The organism is Streptomyces desertarenae, assembly GCF_042681365.1.
GTDB classification, from domain to species: Bacteria; Actinomycetota; Actinomycetes; order Streptomycetales; family Streptomycetaceae; genus Streptomyces; species Streptomyces desertarenae.
On sequence record NZ_JBHUFU010000006.1, the window covers coordinates 109532 to 132437 of the forward strand.

24 protein-coding genes and 5 pseudogenes are annotated in these 22906 nt (G+C 72.2%); 15 read left to right on the forward strand and 14 right to left on the reverse strand.

The window, feature by feature from the left end:
* Positions 1-11 precede the first annotated feature (11 nt).
* Positions 12-440 carry a DUF4259 domain-containing protein gene (locus ACFSJS_RS12015; protein WP_380899342.1) on the forward strand — a complete coding sequence of 143 codons (429 nt, stop codon included), beginning with the start codon at positions 12-14 and terminating at the stop codon, positions 438-440.
* A gap of 267 nt (positions 441-707) precedes the next feature.
* Here ACFSJS_RS12015 and ACFSJS_RS12020 read toward each other — a convergent pair.
* From ACFSJS_RS12020 to ACFSJS_RS12065, 10 genes and pseudogenes are all read right to left on the reverse strand, one after another.
* Positions 708-1436: pseudogene (locus tag ACFSJS_RS12020) on the reverse strand (site-specific integrase); the annotation flags it as partial.
* Entirely contained in the window at positions 1436-1618 is a 183-nt protein-coding gene (locus tag ACFSJS_RS12025) for a helix-turn-helix domain-containing protein (protein WP_380899343.1), read from the reverse strand. The pseudogene ACFSJS_RS12020 and the gene ACFSJS_RS12025, both read right to left, overlap by 1 nt.
* Positions 1611-2936, reverse strand: coding sequence for a replication initiator (locus ACFSJS_RS12030; RefSeq protein ID WP_380899344.1), 1326 nt, complete (start codon positions 2934-2936; stop codon positions 1611-1613). Before ACFSJS_RS12030 ends, ACFSJS_RS12025 begins: the two co-directional genes overlap by 8 nt.
* A 139-nt stretch (positions 2937-3075) precedes the next feature.
* A complete protein-coding gene (locus ACFSJS_RS12035) occupies positions 3076-3336 on the reverse strand; it encodes a SpdD protein (RefSeq protein WP_380899345.1) in 261 nt (86 codons plus the stop codon).
* 16 nt (positions 3337-3352) lie between these two features.
* Positions 3353-3547 (reverse strand): hypothetical protein, encoded by a 195-nt coding sequence (locus ACFSJS_RS12040; RefSeq protein WP_162466063.1) that lies wholly within the window; start codon positions 3545-3547, stop codon positions 3353-3355.
* Positions 3548-3559: 12 nt separating this feature from the next.
* On the reverse strand, positions 3560-3751 hold the full coding sequence (locus ACFSJS_RS12045) for a mobile element transfer protein (RefSeq protein ID WP_380899346.1): 192 nt from the start codon (positions 3749-3751) through the stop codon (positions 3560-3562).
* Between the two features lie 2 nt (positions 3752-3753).
* Positions 3754-3930, reverse strand: a complete 177-nt coding sequence (locus ACFSJS_RS12050; RefSeq protein ID WP_380899347.1) for a hypothetical protein — start codon at positions 3928-3930, stop codon at positions 3754-3756.
* A 15-nt stretch (positions 3931-3945) separates the two neighbouring features.
* Positions 3946-4478: pseudogene (locus ACFSJS_RS12055) on the reverse strand (DUF2637 domain-containing protein).
* 86 nt (positions 4479-4564) lie between these two features.
* Positions 4565-5940, reverse strand: a pseudogene (locus ACFSJS_RS12060) (FtsK/SpoIIIE domain-containing protein).
* Between the two features lie 2 nt (positions 5941-5942).
* Positions 5943-6290, reverse strand: coding sequence for an SCO3933 family regulatory protein (locus tag ACFSJS_RS12065; protein ID WP_380899348.1), 348 nt, complete (start codon positions 6288-6290; stop codon positions 5943-5945).
* A 314-nt stretch (positions 6291-6604) separates the two neighbouring features.
* Here ACFSJS_RS12065 and ACFSJS_RS12070 point away from each other — a divergent pair, with 314 nt between their 5' ends.
* The gene (locus ACFSJS_RS12070; protein ID WP_380899349.1) at positions 6605-6907 is read left to right on the forward strand and encodes a hypothetical protein; all 303 of its coding nucleotides are present in this window, start codon (positions 6605-6607) and stop codon (positions 6905-6907) included.
* A gap of 23 nt (positions 6908-6930) precedes the next feature.
* Here ACFSJS_RS12070 and ACFSJS_RS12075 read toward each other — a convergent pair whose 3' ends face one another.
* Positions 6931-7719: a GntR family transcriptional regulator gene (locus tag ACFSJS_RS12075; RefSeq protein WP_380899350.1), complete on the reverse strand. Its 789-nt coding sequence runs from the start codon at positions 7717-7719 to the stop codon at positions 6931-6933.
* 110 nt (positions 7720-7829) lie between these two features.
* On the opposite strand from ACFSJS_RS12075, the gene ACFSJS_RS12080 reads away from it, so the two are divergent.
* The 6 genes from ACFSJS_RS12080 (at position 7830) to ACFSJS_RS12105 (ending at position 10596) form a co-directional block, all read left to right on the forward strand.
* Complete coding sequence (locus ACFSJS_RS12080; RefSeq protein WP_279554488.1) at positions 7830-8237, forward strand: NUDIX hydrolase; 408 nt, start codon at positions 7830-7832, stop codon at positions 8235-8237.
* A gap of 46 nt (positions 8238-8283) precedes the next feature.
* Positions 8284-8712, forward strand: coding sequence for an ATP-binding protein (locus tag ACFSJS_RS12085; RefSeq protein WP_380899351.1), 429 nt, complete (start codon positions 8284-8286; stop codon positions 8710-8712).
* Positions 8706-9017, forward strand: coding sequence for a hypothetical protein (locus ACFSJS_RS12090; protein WP_380899352.1), 312 nt, complete (start codon positions 8706-8708; stop codon positions 9015-9017). The genes ACFSJS_RS12085 and ACFSJS_RS12090 overlap by 7 nt, the downstream gene beginning before the upstream one ends.
* Complete coding sequence (locus tag ACFSJS_RS12095; RefSeq protein WP_380899353.1) at positions 9014-9298, forward strand: hypothetical protein; 285 nt, start codon at positions 9014-9016, stop codon at positions 9296-9298. The genes ACFSJS_RS12090 and ACFSJS_RS12095 overlap by 4 nt, the downstream gene beginning before the upstream one ends.
* Before the next feature lie 569 nt (positions 9299-9867).
* Positions 9868-10191: a hypothetical protein gene (locus tag ACFSJS_RS12100; RefSeq protein WP_380899354.1), complete on the forward strand. Its 324-nt coding sequence runs from the start codon at positions 9868-9870 to the stop codon at positions 10189-10191.
* A gap of 9 nt (positions 10192-10200) precedes the next feature.
* A complete protein-coding gene (locus ACFSJS_RS12105) occupies positions 10201-10596 on the forward strand; it encodes a hypothetical protein (protein ID WP_380899355.1) in 396 nt (131 codons plus the stop codon).
* A 100-nt stretch (positions 10597-10696) separates the two neighbouring features.
* Here the strand turns inward: ACFSJS_RS12105 and ACFSJS_RS12110 are convergent.
* Positions 10697-10989 (reverse strand): annotated as a pseudogene (locus tag ACFSJS_RS12110) (tyrosine-type recombinase/integrase); the annotation flags it as partial.
* Between the two features lie 365 nt (positions 10990-11354).
* On the opposite strand from ACFSJS_RS12110, the gene ACFSJS_RS12115 reads away from it, so the two are divergent.
* The 3 genes from ACFSJS_RS12115 (at position 11355) to ACFSJS_RS12125 (ending at position 12809) form a co-directional block, all read left to right on the forward strand.
* Positions 11355-11573, forward strand: a complete 219-nt coding sequence (locus ACFSJS_RS12115; protein ID WP_155071610.1) for a type II toxin-antitoxin system HicB family antitoxin — start codon at positions 11355-11357, stop codon at positions 11571-11573.
* Positions 11570-11794: a type II toxin-antitoxin system HicA family toxin gene (locus tag ACFSJS_RS12120; RefSeq protein WP_380899356.1), complete on the forward strand. Its 225-nt coding sequence runs from the start codon at positions 11570-11572 to the stop codon at positions 11792-11794. The genes ACFSJS_RS12115 and ACFSJS_RS12120 overlap by 4 nt, the downstream gene beginning before the upstream one ends.
* Positions 11795-11921: 127 nt before the next feature.
* The gene (locus ACFSJS_RS12125; protein ID WP_380899357.1) at positions 11922-12809 is read left to right on the forward strand and encodes a hypothetical protein; all 888 of its coding nucleotides are present in this window, start codon (positions 11922-11924) and stop codon (positions 12807-12809) included.
* Between the two features lie 115 nt (positions 12810-12924).
* Here the strand turns inward: ACFSJS_RS12125 and ACFSJS_RS28035 are convergent.
* Together ACFSJS_RS28035 and ACFSJS_RS12135 are read right to left on the reverse strand one after the other, a co-directional pair.
* Positions 12925-13224, reverse strand: a pseudogene (locus ACFSJS_RS28035) (site-specific integrase); the annotation flags it as partial.
* A 13-nt stretch (positions 13225-13237) separates the two neighbouring features.
* On the reverse strand, positions 13238-14500 hold the full coding sequence (locus ACFSJS_RS12135) for a nucleotide sugar dehydrogenase (RefSeq protein WP_380899359.1): 1263 nt from the start codon (positions 14498-14500) through the stop codon (positions 13238-13240).
* Positions 14501-14741: 241 nt separating this feature from the next.
* Between ACFSJS_RS12135 and ACFSJS_RS12140 the strand changes: the two genes are divergently transcribed.
* The 4 genes from ACFSJS_RS12140 to ACFSJS_RS12155 all read left to right on the forward strand — a co-directional run bounded on the left by ACFSJS_RS12140 (position 14742) and on the right by ACFSJS_RS12155 (position 22867).
* Positions 14742-16457 (forward strand): glycerol-3-phosphate dehydrogenase/oxidase, encoded by a 1716-nt coding sequence (locus tag ACFSJS_RS12140; RefSeq protein WP_380899360.1) that lies wholly within the window; start codon positions 14742-14744, stop codon positions 16455-16457.
* A 186-nt stretch (positions 16458-16643) separates the two neighbouring features.
* Positions 16644-18656, forward strand: a complete 2013-nt coding sequence (locus ACFSJS_RS12145; protein WP_380899361.1) for a serine/threonine-protein kinase — start codon at positions 16644-16646, stop codon at positions 18654-18656.
* A gap of 147 nt (positions 18657-18803) precedes the next feature.
* Positions 18804-21017 carry a serine/threonine protein kinase gene (locus tag ACFSJS_RS12150; RefSeq protein WP_380899362.1) on the forward strand — a complete coding sequence of 738 codons (2214 nt, stop codon included), beginning with the start codon at positions 18804-18806 and terminating at the stop codon, positions 21015-21017.
* Between the two features lie 149 nt (positions 21018-21166).
* Positions 21167-22867 carry a succinic semialdehyde dehydrogenase gene (locus tag ACFSJS_RS12155; protein ID WP_380899363.1) on the forward strand — a complete coding sequence of 567 codons (1701 nt, stop codon included), beginning with the start codon at positions 21167-21169 and terminating at the stop codon, positions 22865-22867.
* The last annotated feature ends 39 nt before the right edge of the window (positions 22868-22906 follow it).

Here is a 22906-nt window from a genome sequence, read left to right on the forward strand (position 1 = left end):
TGGAGTCTGCGATGGGAACCTGGGGACCGGGTCCGTTTGATAGCGATACTGCGGAAGACTACCTGGACGAACTGGAGGAAAAGCCTGCGTCCGGGCGGCTCGCGGCCGTCACGACAACATTCTGCGCAGCATCCGAAGGCGGTTCTTCCGATGCTCTTCCAGAAGAGGTAATGGCGGCCGCTGCGGTCGTTGCAGCCAACCTTCCGGCCGGCGCTTCCCTGGAATGGAGTGAGGATTACTCGGGAGTTACTGATTGGCTACCAAAGCCAATCGACTCGGCCCTCGCTTCTTCTGCGATGCGGGCACTGGAAAGCGTCTTCTCGGAGAATGAATCATTCTGGCGGAGTTGGGTGAATGAGGAAGAAAGGGAAGAGGCGCGAGCAGAGTTGGATCGCGTGAAGGCGCTGTTGCGATCCGCCCACGGTGGTGGGTCGCGATAGGTCTCGGCCCCCTACGGACCAGGCAGGTGAATTCACGTTCGCGAATCCCGGCGGCAAGGGTTATCCGGTTTGACCGGATCGCTCCGCGCTGACGGCAGTAGTTGACGGCAACGGCGGCGAACACCGGGGGTGTTCGCCGCCGTTGCCGTGCGCCCGTGCGTGGAGTCAGGGGCGGTTGAGGGCGTCGCCTAGGGCGGTCATGGCTTCGCGTTGGAGGCGGAGGCGTACGTGGGCGTAGACGGTGGCGGTGACGCCGATGTGGGCGTGGCCGAGGAGTTCGCCTTTGCGGAGTCCGGTGTGGAGGGCGAGTTCGAACAGGGCGTGCAACCGGTGTCCGCCCGTGGCCGCGAGGAACTGGCGGGCTTCGTCGGCGGTGAGGGGTTCGAAGCGCCGGGGCTGTGGGGTGCCGGTGCGGACGTTGCGGGCGACGTTGCGTGGGATCTCCTCCTCGCGGACGGCGTGCTCCAGGGCGGACTTGAGTACGGAGTGGATGTAGGTGAGCGTCAGCGGAGAGAGCAGCTTGGAGCAGCACTGGCCGATTGCGCAGCAGCGGGGCTGGTCGCGCCGGGCGTCGATGCGGCGGGTGCAGCACTGGCAGGTGGTGCGGAGCTGGTTGAGCCAGGTGCGGATGTCCTTGGCGGTGAGCTTGGTGAGCTTCTTCTTGCCCAGGCCGGGGATCAGGTACCGGTTGACGCAGGCGGTGTAGCGAGTGTGGGTGTTCTCGCGGAGTTGGTGGAAGGCGACGTTCTCCAGCCAGTAGGTCAGGTACGCGGCCACGCTGCCCTGTGCGGAGGGGATGGGGAGGCCGCGGTTGCTGGCGGTGATCTTCTCGGTGAGCTTGGCCAGGGCTTCCTTGCGGGTGGTGCCGTAGACGCGGACGCGCTTGCGGGTGTTTCCGGGGGCGAGGACGTGGCCGGCGGCTTCCCAGCGGCCGTCCTTGCGCTGGTAGATGGTTCCGTCACCGTTCGCCCGGGTCTTTCTCTTCGAAGTAGCCATCAGGCGGCCTCCGCCAGTCGGTGCGAGATGAACTCCCGCAGCGCCGAGGCGGGGATGCGCCGGGACCGGCCGATGGTGACGGAGGGCAGGCGGCGTGAGCGGATCAGGTCGTAGACCGTGGACCGGCCGAGCCGGAGCCGGGCCATCCCCTCCGGCACGGTCAGCAGTTCCTCGTCAGGCATGGGCGTTCTCTCCTTCCGTGCTGGTGTTGGGAGTGAGGGCGTCGGTCAGCCATTGCTCGCCCGCGGTGAGGCCGGTGCCGGCGAAGGCCCAGTGAGCGAGGACGAGGGTGGTCTCCTCCGGCTCGGCGGCCGGGTCGTGGGGTGTCTCGCCGCGTGCGATGGCGGCTTGGAGGCGCTGCCATTCGGCGCGGGCGGTGCGGAGTGCGCCGAGGGTGGTGGAGTAGCGGCGGGTCTTGGTGGAGAAGTGGCCGCGGAAGCCGAGCATGTGGGCCCAGGCCCGCAGCCGCAGATGTTCCAGGTCCTTGCGGGCGCCGAGGGTCCAGGCGGTGCGGATCATGCGCCGGGCGTGGTCGGTGAGGTCGAGGGCGGCCAGCTCGGCGAGGAACTTCAGCGGCCGGTCCAGGGTGCCGGTGGCGGTCTCGGCGCCCTTGGTGGCGTACTTGGCGATGTAGGCCGCGACGGCCCGGCCGGTCAGCTCGGTGCCGCCGTCGAGGTCGGCGGAGCGGATCGGGCGGATGTCGAGCTGGCGGCCGAAGGCGAAGGTGTGCTCGCGTCCGTCGAGAGACGGGCCGGTGATCCGGGCGGCGGAGGCGGCGGCGCGGATGGCGTCGGTCAGCAGCTCGGCACTGGCCCAGGAGGGCGGCGGAGTGTCACCGCCGGTGGGGCCGTCGAGGCGGATGACGGCGTGGAAGTGGACCGCGCCGCGCTTCTGGTACTCGGCGACCTTGGCGAAGGACACCCGCGCGTACTGGCGGAAGGCGCGTTGGGTGAGTCCGGCGCGCTTGGCGATCTCCCGGCGCAGGTAGATGGAGAAGCGCCGCCAGATGGCCCCAGCGTGCGCGTTCCACAGCACGGCCGCTTCGTAGTCGTACCGCTCGGGGTCGAGCGGGGTGCCGAGGGCGGGATCGTCGGCCGGGTGGCGGGCGTCGCTGCGGCAGCGGCCGGAGTCGGGGCGGTTGTGGACCGGGCCGAAGCTGGGTGCGGTGAAGGTGGCGAACACGCGCGGGTGCGCGGCGACCTGCTCCGGGGTGCCCTTGCCGCCGCGCAGTCCGGCGGTGATCAGGTGGTAGGTGTCGCGGCGGTAGGTCTCGGCGCAGGTGGCGCACCGGGTGGTGCGGCGGTTGTTGCAGCGCACCAGCAGGTGACCGGCCGGGAGGTCGGTGGAGTCCAGGCGGTGCAGTTCGGGGCCGATCTCGCCGGTGGTGGTGTTGAGGGCGTGTTCGGCGCGGTAGCCGGACAGCCGGATCGGGCGCGCGCAGCCGCCCAGCCCGGTCAGTTGCCGGACCAGGCCGGGCAGGCTGCCCCAGGAAGCGAGCATGCCGAGTTCTTTCGGCGGCGGTGCGGTGGTGCGGGGGATGATGGGCTTCTCCTTGTCTGGCTTGCGGGTCGGACGAGGGAGTGAGGCCGGTCGGGGCGGCGGGATGCTTGGCGGTATCGAGGCCGCCCCGACCGGCCGTTCAGCGGCGGTGCCCGGAGGCGAGCAGGGAGCGCAGGACGAGGGCCGCGGCGGCCACGGACACTGCCGTCACGGCGACGGCCGCCAACAGCGCGGTCAGCACCACGCCGCCCACGAGCACGGCGGCCACCGCGCCGGTCGTGGCCGGGGGCAGCACGGGCCGCCGGGCCGGGGCGGGGTGGCAGGAGCAGGCCGGCGGCTGGCCGTGCTCGGCGGCGGCCGGGAGGTGCGGTGTGGTGGGGAACTGCGGGCGCAGGAACATGGCGGGTTCTCCTTGGTCAGTCGGTGGTGCCGTTGACGACCTCGACCCCGGTGCGGGTGCCGGTGTCGATGGCGGGGGCGAGGAAGGTCTGGGAGAGGTAGAAGCCGAAGAGGGCGATCACGACGACGACCCACAAGCGGATGCCGAGGAACTTGATCGCGGCCCAGGCGATGACGCCCAGGACGGCCACCAGGGGCAGGGAGACGGTCACGGGAACCTCCGGTCAGCGGACGGGGCAGCGGTGGGTACGGGCGGCCAGCTCGGCGGCGGCGCGGCTGTCGTAGTCGGCGGAGAAGCCGCAGCGCGGCGCGGTGCAGGCGGTGGTGTGCTTCTCGCGGCCCCGGCCGTCGTAGGCGGTGCCGACCTGGACGGGGCCAATGCGGACGACCCGGCGGAAGCGGCGGTGCGCGGGCACGGTCAGTCCTCTCCGGTGAAGTCGCTGGTGTGGTCGATGAGCCACTGTTCGATCTCGGGGTGTTCGTCTGCGGTGGCCCGCTGGAACGCGCCTTCGGCGACGGCCATGGCTTCGTCGAGGCGGTTTCGGCGGGTGAGTTGGGCGGAGCACTCCAGGGCGAGGCGGATGACCGGGCGCATGAGCAGTCCTCCTTGTCAGGTGAGTTGGGCGGCGATCTGGTCGGCCAGGGCGGGCGGGACGCCGAGGCGGGTGCGCAGGGTGTTGGTGTCGATGAGCGTGCCGGTCCGGGCGTGGGGTCCGGCGCAGGGTCGGCGGCCGCGGGCAGCTCGGCGGTGTTCTCGTCCGGCTCATCCGGTGCCGCAGTGCTCGGTGAGTGGGCGAGGAGGGTCCCGCCGAGGAAGGCGACGGCGGGCCAGCCGGCGACGAGGATGCGCAGCCAGTCGGGCACGTCGTTCAGGTCGAGGAGTCCGGCGGTGGCGACGTTCGCGCCGAGCGAGGCGGCCAGGGCGATGACGAACCAGCACCATCCGGCCGTCGTGGCGTGGCCGGAGCGCAGGCGCCGCCAGGCCGCGACCATCAGCAGGTCGACGCTGATCGGGTAGGCCCAGGCTTTCCAGCCGTGCTGTCCGGCCGCTGCGGCCAGATCGTGCAGGTGCGCGAACGACAGGGCACCGGCGATGACGGCCTGGACCAGCACGGCGTCAACGCGGGCCAGGTAGCGGCGCATGGGTGGCACCTCCTTTCGGTTTTCGGCATGGCAGGGGTAGGGACTTGGCGCGAAGGCGGTCGCGCCGACCGTGGTGCGGGGTGGCTTTAGTCGGTCACGGGCCGCGGTGTGACCAGCGGAGTCGGATGCTCGACCGGGGCCGGCGGAATATGCGGCCGGAACGGGGCGAGGGCGGGCACGTCGGGGGCGAGGTGCGCGGTGTCCTGGCAGACGGCGGCGTCGGTGAGGGACAGGTAGGGGGTGCGGATGCGGGACCAGCCGCCGGAGGTGTCACCGGCCACGGCCAGGCCCGGCCGTTCCGGGGCGATGGAGCAGGCCTCCTCCACCGCTTCAGGGGCGATGTCGCCGAGCGCCATCTTCGCCGACGCCTCGTCGTTCACGCGGTGGCAGACGCGGCCGGAGAGCTGGGCCCGCAGCATGGTGGCGCCCTTGCCCAGCTCGGCGCCGAAGCGCTGCCCGCACACCTCCAGATAGATCCCGGCGGCCCTGCCGAGCTGCGCGAGCCGGACGAGCTGGGTGACCATCTCGTCCCGCCGCTCCTCGTCCTTCTTCGTGGCGACCAGGAAGGGTTCGGCCACCTCGTCGACGACCAAGACGACCGGCACGGGCCGCTCATCCTCCGGCAGGCCCCAGACGTCCGAGGTGATCTCCTCGTCCGGGGTGCCGGGGGCGATGCCCTGCCGGGCCTTGATCAGGTCGTAGCGGTCCTCCATCTCCTTGACGAGCACGGGCAGCAGCTCGGCCGCCTCCGCCGGTTCGGTGGCTAGGGCGGACAGGCGCGGGGCGAACGGGGCCAGCTCCACCCCGCGCTTGCAGTCGATCCCGGCCAGCGCGACCGGCTGCCGGGCAAGTCCCGCGACGAGGTTGCGCAGGTACATGGACTTGCCCGACAGCGTCGCGCCGAGGGCGAGTTGGTGCGGAATGGCGCGGTAGTCGCGGACGAAGGCGGTCGCGTCCTCCCGCAGTGCCACCGGCACCCGAAGGAGACCGCCCTCGACACCGCGCGGCATCCGCACCCGGTCGAGGACGTCGAAGCCGACGAGCCGCAGCTCGACCACGCCCGGCTTGATCTCCGTCACGTAGACGGCGTGGACGCCCAGGTGTGGCGGAGCCGTTCGGCCAAGGCCGCCACGTCCGCCGGTTCCTGGCCCGGGGCCAGCCGCAGCCGCAGGCGCAGGCCGGTCGAGGTGGGGCGGATCAGGCCCCGACGCGGCGGCACCGGCCTCACCTCCCGGCGGCTGGTCGCCCAGGTGGCCATCGCCCGCAGCCGGGAGGGCGGCACGGTCAGCCCGCAGGAGTCCATGACCGCCCCGTACGAGGCCAGCAGCCGGGCCACCGACACCGGCAGGCCCACCGTGGACCAGTAGGCCGCCGGGTGCCGGGACTTGGCCCAGGCGGCGGCCCCGCCACCGAGCATGGCAACGGGACCGCCCACCCCCAGCCATGTCATCAGGTCGGACACGGTCAGGCCCCCACCGCGGCCGGGACGGCACCGGGGGTGACGGCGGCCCGGTAGGCGATGCCGTGCCGCTGCTGGCCGTTGAAGACGTTCTCCCACGGCTTGGCCACCAGGCCCGGCAGGGACACCGGAGCGCCCAGGGCCAGCCCGTCGGCGACGCCGCTTTCCGGCACGGTCACGCGGATCAGCGCCGACTCGCCCTCGTCGATGTAGACGACGCCGATCGTCATCAGCGTCTCACCGCTCACGGCGTCCTTGGCCACCTCGCCGGTCTGCCGGTCGCGGACCTTGGGCTCAGGGGCTTCGGTCAGCAGGATCGTGGCGGTCGAGGTCTCCACACGGATGGTGCGCAACGTCTTGTCTCTCCTTGGATCGCACCGGAACCACCAACGTCTACTCGTCTAGACAAGATGCGTCGACGTGATCCCGAGTCAGTTCGGAACGCGGACCACTGTGCCACACAGCTTGCTCACTCGTCTATACGAGTATGCGTCTGGGTGTGTACGAGTCGAGAGAAACCCCGCGCCGGAAGAGCGTGACCGCAGACCTTCGCTGCCTGCCGAGAGCGGCCACTGTCACATCCTTCCGCCATGCTCGGCCCATGCTGATTGCGACAAGCGCTCGGGGCCACGTAGTGAAACGCCCTTCCAAGTCGGCGATAGCCACCATGCTCGCCAACCTGCGACGCGACAACGATCACATGGTCCTTGAGTGGCAGGACGAGGACCGCGAAGGCGACTGGTACATCCAGGTGCTGTTGCGCGACAACAACACCTACCAACTGGAGTACCGAGACGGCGTCGCAGCGGAGCACTACCAGACGCTGACCGTCTCGCAGGAGAAGGTGCTTCAAGCGCTCGTCAGCTGGGCGGCCGGCAAGCCGGAGTGGCGAGACGACTTCATGTGGAACAACATCAGCGCCCTGTTCGGTCCACCCGCCACCGAAGCCACAGACCGACCCGCCGTCTAGTGTTGCGCCCCTGCTGCACATGATCACGTCGCAGGGAGTCGGTACGCCAGCACGTAGGCGTCGGCGGCCATGACCGTGTCGCAGACTTCCACCGCGCGCCCCTCGGTGTCATACGCGGTGCGCACCAGGTGGATCACCGGCACGCCGGAGGCCAGTCGCAGCGTCCGCACCTCCTGCGGGGTGGGCATCCGGGCCTTGATCTCCTCGTCGAAGTGGTCCAGGCGGTGCCCCAGTTCCTCCAGCCGGGCATAGATGCCGCCCGGCCCTGGGTTCGGCTGGGCGATCGGGGTGTTCCGGGCCAGGTCGAGCGGGAGGTAGGAGGTGGCGAACTCCACCGGCCGCCCGTCCAGCAGATACCGGCGACGACGGGCCAGCACCCGGCGCGGGGAGCCCAGGCGCGCGGCGATGTCCTGGCTCGGCCGCTCCTCCCCGACCTCCAGGCTGTCCACCTCCGACTTGCTCCCGGCCGCCTCCGCCTCCGCGATGAACGCCGATTTCCCCTGCTCGCGGTGGCGCCGGGCGAAGCGGTCCGAGGCCAGGCGCCGCACCGGCGGGCGCGGCCGGACGTAGACACCCCTGCCGTGCTCGGAGACCACCAGGCCCTCGGTCTGGAGGATCGACAGCGAGTTCCGAACGGTCATCCGGGAGACGCCGTAGTGCTCGACCAGTTCGGCTTCGGACGGCAGCTTGTCGCCCTCCTTGAACCGGCCCTTGTCGATGGCTTCGCGGATCTGGTCGGCGATCTGCCGGAACACCGCGCGGTCACTGGTCGGGTCCAGCGCCCCGAGAACACCGGAGGGGGAGGCCGCCATCTTTACTCCTTTGGATATCTAGACGAGAGGCTGAGTGTCGTTGCTACGGTGGAGAGCCTAGCCAGCGAGGGGAGCCGAGGACCGTGAGTACTGCCGAACGCCCCCATTCCGTGAGCGTCGCCGGAGTCATCGTCGACGACCGCGGCCGGGCCCTGCTGATCAAGCGCAGGGACAACGGGCACTGGGAGCCGCCCGGCGGCGTCCTCGAACCGGGCGAGACCATCCCCGAGGCCCTCCAGCGCGAGGTCCTCGAAGAGACCGGCATCAAGATCGCACTTCCCGCGACCCTGACCGGCGTCTACAAGAACATGACCGGCCTGATCGTCTCCCTCGTTTTCCGCTGTGAGGCGATCGACGGCACCCCCACCACCGGCGACGAGACGTACGCGCTGCGCTGGGCCACCCGCGAGGACGTCACCGAACTCGCCGACGAGGCATACGCCGTGCGCGTCCTGGACGCCCTGGACGCGGCAGCCCCGCCGGCCGTCCGGGCCCACGACGGCGTGAAACTCGTCTAGCCCGAACCCACTGCCCATGGCCGCCTACCAGCACGAGGAGACTTGTATGGACGAGCATACGAGTACGGTGCAGGTCTGGGAACTCTCCTGTCCGAGGCTTCCGGCCGAGGTCGGCCGCGCCCGCCGCTGGACGCGCGACATCCTCGACGGCAGCCCGTGCGCCGACGACGCGGCACTGATCGTGACCGAACTGGGCGCCAACGCGGTCACCCACACCACCGGGACCGCCTTCCGCGTCACCATCGCCCGAACCGTCGAGGCCGTGACGATCTCCGTCACCGATACCGGCGGCAGCACCACCCACCCGCGGATCACCCACCCCGACGCCGAAGCCACCCACGGCCGAGGACTGGCCATCGTCGCCCTCCTCGCCATCGGCATGGAGGTCCACCACGACGGCCACGGCCACACGGTGACCGTCCAACTCCCCGCCCACGTACCGCAGTCGGCCACACGGGAAGCCCAGCCATGCTGACCCGCTCCTACTGGTGCGAGGCCATCGCCCACACCCCGAACGACGGCCGCACCTTCTGGCTCGGCTCCCACCCGACCACTTCACCGCGGCTCGCCCTGCGCTGGTTACGGCAACGCGCCCGCCACATCAGCGACCAACTCGACCCACTGGCCGCGCGGCCCGTCCTGCACTGGCTCGACGACGACCAGGCCCACGAGCACGCGATGGCCGCCCTCGCCCACGGCGCGATGTACAGCTACACGGTCTTCGACGACGCCGTGCGCTACCTGCTCACCGCCCGCCCCACCCCGAGGCAGCACCCATGACCCACGACCGAGCAGCCGAGAACGACCAGCTGTACCGCTACGAGATCACCGCCGCCCTGAACGCCGTGGTCCGCGCCTGCCGAGACATCGTGGCCGAGCACAGCCACCGCGGCTTCTGGACCCCCAGAACCAGCACCGCCCAGACCACGCACCAAGAGCTGATCGAGGCCGCCCGTCGAGACGTTCTCCGCCGTCTCCAAGTCGCCATCCGAGCAGCCGAAACAGTCGCCCAAGCCATCGAGCACGACCACCAACGCCGGCCCAACCGGCCGAGTGAGTAACAACCTTCTCTACGGGTTCAAGGCGGCTCGCTGCCGCTCGCCGCGCGCGGCCCGGCTCCCCGCCGGGGGTGCCGCTCCTGTCTCCGCCCCGCTCCGCCCCGGCGTCCGCCGGCTCCGCGCCAGCAGCGGGCGCCAGGGTTGCTGACCAGGCGCCGTCGTGGCTGGGGGTCGGCTCCGACGGCTTTACCCACCTCCCTGGGCCGGGGCCCGCGTCGGGCAAGGCCAGGGGGCCACTCGTTCAAATTCCGGGCAGGATCAGGACCTGCCCGAGTTGCCGGGCCAGCGTACGGCCCCCTGACCATGCCCGACCCCAACCCGGGCAGGACACCGGCCAAACCCCACTCCACCGCCCTCACGCACGTAACCGTCTGACGGCAACGCCGACGGCAACACGGGCGCACAACAGGGCACTTCCACGCACACCCACGGACTGGCCGAATTCCGCTGACCTGCGAAAACGTAGATGACAGCACCTCAGCACGCACACGTACTATGTGCTGGCGGGGGCCACGCCGGTACTGGTGCATAATTCTGGCGGATGTCCCAGGATTGGCACCGCAGAATCCCTGATGGAGAATCTCGACGATGATGTGATATTCCACTATGCGGACGAAGATGGGATTGCTTCAATCGTCAATTCGGGCGCGATAAGGGCTGACTCGAAGGGGCGGGCATACGTTACTCAGGAGATGGTTTCCTCTGGCGATGCACTGAACGTCCTCTTTGCGGGCAATCCCAGGTATGCGCATAAGGGTGGCTTCATGATCGCGGTGAGGCGGCCTCAAGGAACGTCGCTTAGGCGCGGGGAGCAACCTAATGAGCTAATCCATAGGGGGTCCCTCAAGTTCGACATCCCTGACGTGCTCTATGCTGGGCCTAACCCGTTCGGCTAGGAGGCATTCATGCAGGTGGAGATGGAGTTGAGCGAGCTCGAAGTCTTGGTCTCCGCTCTCGTGAGGATGAAATTCGATGAAGTGGAGGTGCCGGAGCCGTACTTCGGAAGTCCGGTATTTTCCGCAGCACACAATCGGATTCTGGATTCTCTGATTTCAGGGAGTCGGAGGGTTGGAGACGAAGGTCGAGCGCGCCGTTGGGAGGAGTGGCGGGAGTGGGAAGGGCGTGATTTTGAACGCCAAGTGGTTATTGGATACGCCGCCTCGCTCCCGATGTGGGATGACTGGAGCCGAGATCAGCAGATCGAAGCTCTGGGAAGCTACTGCTCTCCCTTCTCTGTGGCTGCCGCTGATCTCGAAGAATTGAGGTTGGAAGTAGATCGGAATCGTCGGCCTGCCCGCTGACAAGGTCCACTGACGGCAACGGTGACGGCAACGCAGCTGGACGCCGACGCCCCTGCGAGGTATCTCGCAGGGGCGTCGGCGTTGTTGGGGCTGTGCGGTGCTACCGGGTGAGGCTGGGCTTGAGAGCGTTGCTGAGGGTGGTGATGGCGGCTTGCTGGAGGCGGGGGCGGACGTGGGCGTAGACGGCGGCGGTGACGCTGATGTGGGCGTGCCCGAGGAGTTCCTTGATGACGACGAGTTCGACGCCTTGCTTCAGGAGGAGCGTCGCGGCGGTGTGGCGGAGATCGTGGAACCGGATGCGGCGGAGGCCGCGTGGTGGAGGAGGGTGGTGAAGGTGCGAGTGAGGTTGGTGGAGTCGATGGGTCGGCCGGTGGGCGTGGTGAATATGTAGCCGCCCTCCCTGGCTGGTCCAGGGGCTGCCGTGGTGAGGGTCGCGTCGAAACTTTCTTTGCGGTTTCAAGGCGGGCCCGCTGACGCGGACCCGCGCGCGGCCGGTGTCCAGGCCCGGCCGCTACGGCGCCGCCACGCCGCCGACCCGAGCCCCTGGCCGCGCACAAACAGCACCACGGTGACAGCCTGTCGCCCGCTGGAAGACGCGGGCGCTCCATCACCGGTTGGCCCACGAGACCGCTGGACGCGTGCCGAAGCCGGCGCACACCAGGGTGGACAGCTTCCGCGAGGTCAACGCGGATACCGGCGCGAGTGACAGCAGGGAAAAGCCTCTGACCGGCGGGACCGGGGCGTGCCAGACTGGCGGCATGACGACTGACGCACTGCACCTGACCGCCGCGATCACCCACGAAGGCGAGTGGTACGTGGCGCGCTGCCTCCAGGTCGAGGTCACCTCGCAGGGAGAGACCATCGAAGAGTCTCTGGAGAACCTCCGCGAAGCGCTGGAGCTCTACTTCGAGGATGCCCCTGCCCCCGAGGTCACCGACGTGATCACCGCCCCCGTCGAAGTGCGGCGCGCCGCGTGAGCCCCGCCGTCCCCACGGACCTCTCCGGAGCCGCGGTAGCCGAGGCCCTGGAGCGGGGCGGGTTCGAGCACATCTCCACCCGTGGCAGCCACGCCAAGTACCGCAGCGGGGAGCGAACCGTCATCGTCCCCCTCCACCGCAGCCTCGCACCCGGCACCCTCCGCTCCATCCTCCGCCAGGCCGACTGGACCGTGGGCACCCTTGAGGAGCGCCTGAAGTAGGGCTGCCCCGGTTCTGACGGCAACCGGACCCGCCAACGGCGGACGCCGGCGGACTTCCACGGATAAGCGAATCAGTGATGACCTGCGAAAACGCAGGTCATAGGCCCATGCCCTGCACACGTACTATGTGCTGGCGGGGGCCACGCCGGTACTCGTTCACAACAGCATCTGCCCCAATTGGGCAGCCAACAGTGTGAAAACGTGGGGTCATACCTTCAAGACTCATGGCGCTGGAGCGAAGAACACGAAGAAGCTGACAGATCGCGCTCGTGCCACCGGGAATCAGCAAGGTCAGTGGCTGGATAATGATGCCGCGGCAGAGTTTTTGAAGGGGCTTCATGTCGAAGGCTCCGGGCCCAGATCGGTGCGGATTCCGGAAGGTATGGGGCAGGTGATTATGCCGGATGGGAGCATTGTGCAAGCGCGGGCAGCTACCATCGTCCCGAGTTCAAATGGGCTATACAAAACGAGATTTCCGATCATTGACCCGAACTGGGAGGCTGGAGAGATGAGCTTCTCTGTGTCGTTCAATCCGGCCGTGCCGTCTGGCGCTGTGGCTCCTGCTTCAACGAGTCTGGAGTCGGGTGCCGATTACGAAACCCTCGTCATGGAGGCGTGCAGCGCCCTCTCTGATGCTGGAGGCGGCAGATTTCACATTGGCGGGTTCGGGAGTGATGAGTGGCCGCTCGATGTGGCGTATGACTTGTCTGCCTTCATGGAGCAACTCCCGTCGCTTCTGGCGGGCGTGCGCGAACGGCGCGAAGTCGAGGTGGATCTCTACTCGCAGGGCATCGAGAGAACTCTGGCCTTCCGCCCAAGCGGGAATCTCGTGGTGATTCGCTGTGATTCGCGGACCAATTGGGTCCCAAACCCGGAGTGCGAGAATATTGCACAGGATGAGCTAGTCGCGATGCTCTCGAAATTGGCCGAGGACTTCGCCGGGGGGTTGAAGGCGATCAATTCCGAACTGTCGGAGGTCGCACCATTCGAGCGTTGGCTGGAGGGCGAGGTGTAGCCTCGCAGCCCGATTCCGCAACCCTCGCGCTGGATGGCGATAGCAAAGTTGAAGCCCCGTCAGGGTGCCCTGGCGGGGCTTCTATGTGGGGTGACGGCAGTAGTTGACGGCAACGTCAGCGGACGATGGCTCCGCACAGCGGCGGGTCGTTGCCGTCGTCGCGGGTCGGCTCGTGGCCGGCAGGACTGTCGGGCGCGGTGCTGAGGGTGTCGATGGCGTCGTGCTGGAGGCGGAGTCGGACGTGGGCGTAGACGCCGGCGGTGACGCCGATGTGGGCGTGGCCGGGGAGTTCTTTGATCACGGCGAGGTCGACGCCTTGTTCCGGGGGCAGGGTCGCGGTCGGGAAGGTGCGGAAGCGACGGGTGGGGTCGGTCCGGGCGGACGCGCCGTCCCGCGCAGTGCCGAACAGGGGTCCGCCCCGCCGCCCCTCACAGGCGGTGGGCCGCGCCCGTCGGGCTGGCGCCGCGGGTGTCGAGGAGGAGCTGGGCCTTGGCCGACAGGCTCTGCAGGTCGTAGACGCGGTGGTGCTGGAGGAGGAGGGTGAGGTCGGCCGCGGCGGCGGACTCGTGGAGGGAGTCGGCGCGCGGGACGGGCCGCCCGGCGACCCGCCACTGCGGCACGTGCGGGTCGTGGTAGCCGATCTGGGCGCCCATCTCCAGCAGCCGCAGCGCGATCTCCGGTGCGGGGGAGCCGGTCTGGTCGGCGAGGTCGGCCTTGTAGGTGACGCCCAGCAGCAGGACGCGGGCGCCGCGGGCGGACTTGCCGTACTCGTTCAGCAGCGCCGCCGCCCGCTGGACGACGTAGCGCGGCATCCGCGCGTTGGCCTCCTGGGCCGCTTCCACCAGCCGCAGCGGGTAGCCCGGTGTGCGGTCGCCCCGGTCCAGGCAGGCGGGGTCGACGGGGGCGCCGTGGCCGCCGACGCCCGGCCCGGGGCGGAAGGCTTGGAAGCCGAACGGCTTGGTCTCCGCGCAGCGGATCACGTCCCACAGGTCCACGCCCAGGTCGTGGCAGAGCACGGCCATCTCGTTGACCAGGGCGATGTTGACGTGCCGGTAGTTGCTCTCCAGCACCGCCGTCATCTCCGCCTCGCGCAGCCCGCGGGCCCGCACCACCTTCTCCGTCAGCCTCCCGTAGAGGGCGGCGGCCGCCTCCGTGCACGCGGGGGTGAGGCCGCCGATGACGCGCGGGGTGTTGGCGTAGCCGTGGGTGCGGTTGCCGGGGTCCAGGCGGGAGGGGGCGCAGGCGAGGTGGAAGTCCTGCCCGGCGCGCAGCCCGGACGCCTTCTCCAGCAGCGGGGCGACGTACCCCTCGGTGCCGCCGGGGCGCACGGCCGACTCCACCACCACCGTCGTCCTCGGGCGCAGCCGCTCGCCCAGCGCCAGGGCCGCCGCCCGTACCGCGCCCAGGTCCGGCGCGCGGTCCTCGCCCGGCGGGGTGGGGGCGCAGATCAGGGCGGTGCGGACCTTCTCCAGGACGGACGGGTCGGAGGTGGCGCGGAAGCCGGCCGAGAGCATCCGGCGGACCTCGGCCGCCGACAGTCCGCCGCCGGCCGGGGGGCGCCCGGCGTTCAGGTCGGCGACGGCGCGGGGGTCGGGGTCGTAGCCGATGGTGCCGATGCCGGCGGCCGTGGCGGCCCGGGCCGCGGGAAGGCCCAGATGACCCAGGCCGAGGACGGCGAGATCTGCGGGCATGAGGCGGCGTCCCTTCCCCTGTCGACTGGCGCGCACGGCGGGCGCGCGGGCGCGGCTCGTGCGGCCGGCGGGCCTTGATCATGGATCCATGTCAGGTTAAGCGCATATATGACAGATATGGTGGATTGCGTGCCGGGTGGTGTCCGCTCGGGTCGGATCCGTGGAACCGGCCGGAGAGCGGGTACAGGGCGGACAGAGGCCAGGACAGAACAGACGTGCGGGTGGCTACTGGGAGGCAGCGGTGAGGACAGCGGCACTGGGACCGGCCGAGCGGGCCGAGGCGCTCGCCCGCATGTCGGAGCGCGAACTGGACGTACTGGTCGTCGGCGGCGGCGTGGTCGGCGCCGGAACGGCCCTGGACGCGGTGACCCGCGGCCTGGCGACCGGGATCGTCGAGGCCCGCGACTGGGCCTCGGGCACCTCCAGCCGCTCCAGCAAACTGATCCACGGCGGACTGCGCTACCTGGAGATGCTGGACTTCGCCCTGGTGCGCGAGGCGCTCAAGGAGCGCGGGCTGCTGCTCCAGCGGATCGCCCCCCACCTGGTCAAACCCGTCCCCTTCCTCTACCCCCTCCGCCACCGGGGCTGGGAGCGGCTGTACGCGGGCTCCGGCGTGGCGCTGTACGACGTGCTCGCCACCGCCTCGGGGCGCGGCCGCGGCCTGCCCCACCACCGCCACCTCTCGCGCCGCCGCGCCCTGCGCGTGGCCCCGGCGCTGCGCAAGGACGCCCTGGTCGGCGCCCTCCAGTACTACGACGCCCAGGTGGACGACGCCCGCTACGTCGCCGCCCTGGTGCGCACCGCCGCCGCCTACGGCGCCCACGCCGCCAACCGGACCCGCGTGGTGGGCTTCCTGCGCGAGGGCGAGCGCGTGGTCGGCGCCCGGGTGCAGGACCTGGAGCAGGGCGGCGAGTACGAGATCCGGGCCCGGCAGGTCGTCAACGCCACCGGGGTGTGGACCGACGACACCCAGCGGCTGACCGCCGAGCGCGGCCAGTTCCACGTCCGCGCCTCCAAGGGCATCCACCTGGTGGTGCCCCGCGACCGCATCCACTCCACCACCGGCCTGATCCTGCGGACCGAGAAGAGCGTGCTGTTCGTCATCCCCTGGGGACGGCACTGGATCGTCGGCACCACCGACACCGGCTGGGACCTGGACAAGGCCCACCCGGCCGCCTCCAGCGCCGACATCGACTACCTGCTCGACCACGTCAACTCCGTCCTGGCGGTGCCGCTGACCCGCGACGACGTGGAGGGCGTCTACGCCGGGCTGCGCCCGCTGCTGGCCGGGGAGTCGGACGCCACCAGCCAGCTCTCGCGCGAGCACACCGTCGCCCACCCGGTGCCGGGGCTGGTCGTCGTCGCGGGCGGCAAGTACACGACGTACCGGGTGATGGCCAAGGACGCGGTCGACGCCGCCGTCCACGGGCTCGACCACCGCGTCGCCGAGTGCTGCACCGAGGAGGTGCCGCTGGTGGGCGCCGAGGGCTACCACGCGATGTGGAACGCCCGCGCCCGGATCGCCGCCCGCACCGGCCTGCACGTGGCGCGCGTGGAGCACCTGCTCAACCGGTACGGCTCGCTCACCGACGAGCTCCTGGAGCTGGTCGCCCGCGATCCCCGCCTGGGGGAGCCCCTGCCCTACGCGGACGACTACCTCAAGGCCGAGGTGGTGTACGCCTGTTCGCACGAGGGTGCGCGCCACCTGGACGACGTCCTCACGCGCCGCACCCGCATCTCCATCGAGACCTTCGACCGCGGCACGCGCAGCGCCCGCGAGTGCGCCGAGCTGATGGCCGAGGTGCTCGGCTGGGACGCGGGCCAGATCGACCGCGAGGTCGCGCACTACGAGAAGCGGGTCGAGGCCGAGCGGGAGTCCCAGCGCCAGCCCGACGACCAGACCGCCGACGCCGCACGGCTGGGCGCCCCGGACATCGTGCCGATCCAGCCGCTGTGACGGCCCCTCACCGGTAGCCGGCGCCGTCCCGCGGAGCCCGCAGGGCGCGCGGGGTGGTGCCGGGGCGTCAGCCCCGGTCCCGCACACCGCCGTTCCGGTGGCGTGTCCATGGCCGCGTACGCGGCGCTCCGTCCCATGGGAGAGAATGAGCCGACTGCTGGGGCGGGCTGAAGTGCGAGGGGTCACATGAGCGACGTGGACGGCCGCGGCAAGAAGGCCGGGCGGCTGCTGGGCGGGCGCTACCGACTGGGCGACGTCCTGGGCCGCGGCGGCATGGGCACGGTGTGGCGGGCGGAGGACGAGGTCCTCGGCCGCACCGTCGCGGTGAAGGAGCTGCGCTTCCCCTCCAGCGTCGACGAGGAGGAGAAGCGGCGCCTGGTCACCCGCACCCTCCGCGAGGCCAAGGCCATCGCGCGCATCCGCAGCAGCAGCGCCGTCACCGTCTTCGACGTGGTCGACGAGGACGACCGCCCCTGGATCGTGATGGAGCTGGTCGAGGGCCGCTCCCTGGCCGACGTGCTGCGCGAGGACGGCCCCCTGGAACCGCGCCGGGCCGCCGAGGTGGGGCTGGCCGTCCTGGACGTGCTGCGCGCCGCGCACCGCGAGGGCATCCTGCACCGCGACGTGAAGCCCTCCAACGTCCTCATCGCCGAGGAGGACGGCCGGGTCGTCCTCACCGACTTCGGCATCGCCCAGATCGAGGGCGACCCCTCCCTCACCTCCACCGGCATGCTGGTCGGGGCGCCCTCCTACATAGCGCCGGAGCGGGCTCGCGGCCAGCGCCCCGGTCCGCCCTCCGACCTGTGGTCGCTGGGCGGGCTGCTGTACGCGGCCGTCGAGGGGCGCCCGCCGTACGACAAGGGGTCGGCGATCGCCACCCTGACCGCGGTGATGACCGAGCCGCTGGAGCCCCCGGTGCGGGCCGGATGCCTGGAGGAGGTCATCCGCGGCCTGCTGCGCAAGGACCCGGGCGAGCGGCTGGACGAGCCGGGCGCGCGGGCGCTGCTGGAGGCGGCGGCCGGCGCGGCGGCCGCGGCGGAGGGGGACGGCGAGCCGGAGGGCACCCGCACGACGGTGCTGCCGGTGGCCGGCGGCGCGAAGGAGCCGAAGGGGAGCGGCGGTCCGGCGAAGGCGGGCGCGGCGAAGGGCGCCGCCGCGGCGGGCGCCGCCGGAGCCGCGGACGCCGCCGCGGGGCCGCCGGCAACCCCGCAGACCGCCGGGACGGGCTCCGAGCGGCTGCGCGAGGCACTGCGGGCCGTGCGGAACACGGCGGCCGGGAAGGACACCGGCGAGACGCGCACCGCCACCGCGCAGGGCGGTGCCGCGGGCCCCGGCTCCGCCGGCGGCGACGGCGGGGGGCCGGCCGGCGCCGCCCTCCCGGCCGGTGCGGCCGGTGGCGCCCGGCGGGCGCGGCAGCCCGCCGGGCTCGCGGTGGTCGCGGTGGTCGTGCTCGCCCTCCTCGGCGCCGTGCTCGCCATCACGCTCGGCGGCGACGACGGGAGCGGCGGCGACGAGCGGGCCGGCGGCGACCGCACCGCCGCGGCCGGCGGCCGCGGCGGCACCACGGACCCGCAGGACGGCGCGGACGGCGGGAAGGACCCCGACGGCGGCGCCTCCGACGGCCCCTCCGCCGGTCCCTCGGCCGGTCCGTCCGGCGACGGCGGGCAGGAGGGCCAGGGCGGCAGCAAGGGGGAGGACGGCGGGGAGGACGGCGCCGGGGGCGGGGAGGACGGCACGGTGCCCAAGGGCTTCGAGGAGGTCGCCGACACCCGCTTCCACTTCTCCATGGCCATGCCCGAGGGCTACGAGCGCACCCGCATAGCGGGACGGAACTCGGGCGGTGAGTACACCCCGCCCGGCGGCGGGTACCCCAAGGTCCAGGTCGACTTCAACGGCAGCCCGGGCGAGAGCGCGGCGGGCGCCTGGAAGTCCCTGGAGCCCGCCGTGAGGAAGAGCAGCACCGGCTACTCCCTGGTGGGCATCGAGCCGGTGGACTGGCGCGGCTACCCCACCGTCGCGGACTGGACGTTCGAGCGCACGGAGAAGGGCAAGCGGGTGCGCGTCCTCAACCGCGGCTTCCGGGTGGACCCCACCCACGGCTACGCCATCATGATCACTTGCGAGAAGGACGCCTGGGACGACGAGGAGTGCCGCACCGTCCGGGAGACCGCGTTCCGGACGTTCCGGCCCCTGGACTGAGATCGGCTCCTTCCACCGGCGACGGAAGGCCCCTCCGGCACGTATCGTGATAGACCGCAGACCCTGTGCAGCCGCGATCCGGCGGGCGGGCAGGGTTCCTGACGGCGCATGAGGCCGCCAGGGGTCGCACGCAGTGGGAGGCGCGCCGTGGACGAGTACTCGGGCCGGCTGCTGGCCGAGCGGTACCGGTTGCCGCGTCCGCCGTCCGACGAGTACGAGCTGGTGGAGTCGCGCGCGTACGACACCGCCAGCGGCCAGGAGGTCCTGGTCCGCCAGGTCCCGCTGCCCGAGGTGGTGGAGGCCGAGTTCGTCGGCGCGGGCGGCCTCCGGGGCGGAGGCGACCACGGGCGCGCGTACACCGGGCGGGCCACGCGGCACCCGGCCGATCCCGCCGTGCGGCGCGCGGTGGAGGCGGCGCTGGCCGCCTCCCGGATACCCGACCACCCGCGGCTGGACCAGGTCTTCGACGTCTTCGTCGAGGGCGACGGACTGTGGATCGTCAGCGAGCTCGTCGCGGGCCGGCCGCTGGCCGCGGTGCTCGCCGAGTGCCCGCTGAGCCCCCACCGCGCCGCCGAGCTGGCGGACGACCTGCTCTCGGCCCTGCGCGCGGTCCACGCGCACGGCTGGGTGCACCGCAACATCACCGCGCGCACCGTCATCGTCTGCGACGACGGCCGCGCCCTGCTCACCGGCCTGGCCTCCGGCGCCGCCGAGGAGGCGCTGTGCGGGTACGACCCGCTCCCGGCGCCGTCGGGCGCGCGGCCGCACGGGCACGTCGGTGGACCGGACGATCCGTACGGCCCCGGCGCGGAGCCGGAGGCGGGCCGGCCCGGGGAGCCCGACGGGTACGGACCGTTCCGGGACGGGGTGCCGCGGCAGGCGGACGGCCCCGGACCGCACGGTGCGGACGGCGGCCCGGCGGGCCCGTGGATCCCCGGCCAGTCCGGCGGCCGGGAGACCTGCGGCGGCGCCGTCGCCGCGTACCGCGCGGGGGAGGGCGGGGAGGCGGCACCGCCCGCGCGGGGCTGGGACGGGGAGGACGGCGCCGACCGGTACCGCGGCCCCACCACCGCGCTCGCCGCCGAGCGGGCCCGCCAGACCCGGATCGCGGTCGTCGGCGCCGTCACCGAGCGCTGGGCCCCCGAGCAGGCCGGGCCCGTCTACGAGAACTGGCGGCTGGCCCCGCCGGTCGGCCCGGCGGCCGACCTGTGGGCGCTGGGCGCGCTGCTGTTCCGGGCCGTGCAGGGGCACGCGCCCTATCCGGAGGAGTCCGCGGCCGAGCTGGCGCAGATGGTGTGCGCCGAGCCGCCCGCGTTCGCCGAGGAGTGCGGGGCGCTGCGCCCGGTGGTGGAGTCGCTGCTGCGCCAGGACCCCACCGAGCGGCCCGACGTCGAGGAGCTGGGCGGCTGGCTGCGGTCCCTGATCCGCTCGGCGCCCGAGCCGGAGGTCGGGCAGCACACGGTCGTCGCGCCGCTCCCCCTGGAAGCGGGGCGCCCCGCCGATCCGCGGCGGCTGCCGATCGTGCGGCGCCGGGGCGAGCTGGTGCGCAGGAGGCGCGCCGAGCGCGCGCCGGCGGCCGCGCCCGCCCGGCACCGGCGCGCCCGCAGGGAGCGCTCGCCGCGGCGGCTCGGGATGGTGCTGGTCGGGCTGGTCCTCCTGCTGCTGACCGGGACCCTGGTCTACGCGGCCGTGTTCATGCCCGGGGCGGACACCGGGTCCTCCGGCGACACCGCCAACCAGCGGCCGGGCCGGGTGGGGGCCCGGCCGGAGGTGCCCGAGCAGCAGGAGGCGCCACCGCCCGCGGCGGAGCCCGGGGAGGCCGGGGAGGCCGGCGGGTCCGACGGCCCGGGCGCCTCCGAGCCGTCCGGCGCGGAGCGGCCGCAGACCGACGACCCGGCCGAGGGGCCGGACGGCTACGTCCTGCACCGGAACGGCGCCGGGTTCCGGCTCGCGCTCCCCGAGGGCACCCGGTCGGCGGGCCGGAACGGCGACGGGCAGTACGTCTTCACCCGGAGCGGTTCCGGCGTCGAGATCGTGGTCGTGCCCGGCCGGGACACCACCGACCGGTACGGCAGCGACCCGATGGCGTACCTCACCGGCGAGCAGCGGGAGTTGGACGCCTACCGGGCCGCCGACTGGGCCACCAGCTCGGGGATGCGGCGGATAGAGGTCGGCCGGACGGTCATGGCCGAGGGCCGGTTCAGCTGGCGCGACGGCCGCGGCAGCACCTACGTCCGCGACCGGGCGGTCATCGTCGACGGCCGCTACCACACGGTGCTGGTCCGGGGGCCGGAGAGCAGCAGGGCCGACGTCGACCGCCTCTTCGAGGACATCGCCGACACCTACCGCTTCACCGGCTGACGGGCGCCGCCGCGGCCCGCCGGCGGCGAGCCGCCCGCCGGGCGTGCGCCGGAGTGCGCCCGCAGTCTGCCAGCGATCACTGGCAGATTGCGTGAAAAGTGGTTACCGATGGGTACCCAGCTCGTTGCGCACGGCTTACGCTCCGCCCTATGACGGAATCGCCAGCCACCGCCACCGGGACGGTCCGGACGGGCCAGTCGCCGCCCACCGAGCCCGCGGGGCCCGCCGGAGCCGCCGGAGCCGCCGGACCCGCGGCACCCGCGACGGCCGGCAACCCGGTCGCCACCGCCCCCGCCGGCGCGCGCACCGCCGCGGACGTGGTGACCGGCGAGCTGGTCGCCCGGCTGACGCGCGACGTCGCAGGCGGCGGCAGCACCGCCTGCCACACCCCGCTCACCGGGGAGCGGCTGGCCGTCCTGCCCGAGTCCTCGCCGGCGGACGTCGCCGCGGCGTTCGACCGCGCCCGCCGGGCGCAGCGGGAGTGGGCCGCCCGCCCCGTGCGGGAGCGCGCGGCCGTCCTGCTGCGCTTCCACGACCTGCTGCTGCGCCGCCAGGACGAGGCGCTGGACCTGGTGCAGCTGGAGACGGGCAAGGCCCGGCTGCACGCGCACGAGGAGGTCCAGGCGGTCGCCGTCGCCGCCCGGTACTACGGCCGCAGTGCCGCCGCCCACCTGCGCCCCAAGCGCCGCACGGGTGCCGTCCCCGTCCTCACCCATGTGCGCGAACTGCGCCGGCCGCGGGGCGTGGTCGGGCAGATCGCCCCCTGGAACTACCCCCTGGAGCTGTCCGTCGGCGACGCCCTGCCCGCCTTCGCCGCGGGCAACGCGGTGGTGATGAAGCCCGACACCGAGACCGCGCTGACCGCCCTGTGGGCGCGCGAGCTGCTGATCGAGGCGGGGCTGCCCGCCGGGGTCTGGCAGGTCGTCATCGGCGAGGGACCGGTCGTCGGCCCGGCGGTCGTCGACCACGCCGACTACGTCTCCTTCACCGGCTCCACCCGCACCGGCCGCGAGGTCGCCCAGCGCGCCGCGTTCCGCCTGGTGGGCTGTTCGCTGGAGCTGGGCGGCAAGAACGCCATGCTCGTCCTGGAGGACGCCGACCTGGACCGGGCGGTGGACGGCGCGGTGCGCGGCGCGTTCTCCTCGGCCGGCCAGCTGTGCATCTCCATCGAGCGGCTCTACGTCCACGCCTCGATCGCCGACGCCTTCACCGAGCGCTTCACCGCCCGCACCCGCGCCCTGCGGCTGGGTTCCGCGCTCGCCTACGGCGCCGACATGGGCTCGCTGGTCTCCCGGCGCCAGCTGGAGACCGTCACCCGCCACGTGGAGGACGCCGTCGCCAAGGGCGCGGAGGTCCTCACGGGCGGCAGGCCGCGCCCGGACGTCGGCCCGCTGTTCTACGAGCCGACCGTCCTGGAGGGCGTCACCCCCGCGATGGCCGTCTGCGGCGAGGAGACCTTCGGCCCCGTCGTCTCGGTCTACCGCTTCACCGACGAGGACGAGGCCGTCGCACTGGCCAACGCCACGCCCTACGGCCTCAACGCCAGCGTCTGGACGAGGAGCGCCCGGCGCGGCCGGGCGGTCGCCGCCCGGCTGCGCACCGGTACGGTCAACGTCAACGAGGGCTACGCCGCCGCGTACGGCAGCGTCCAGGCGCCGATGGGCGGCATGGGCGACTCCGGGGTGGGCCGCCGCCACGGTGTGGAGGGCATCCTCAAGTACACCGAGGCCCAGACCGTCGCCCACCAGCGGCTGATGCCCATGGCGCCGTCGTTCGGCATGGACGACGAGAGGTACGCCGCCTTCATGAGCCTGTCCCTGCGCGTGATGAAGGCGCTCCGCTTCCGCTGACGGCCGCCGCCGGGCCGCGGCCACCACCGGCCGCGGCCC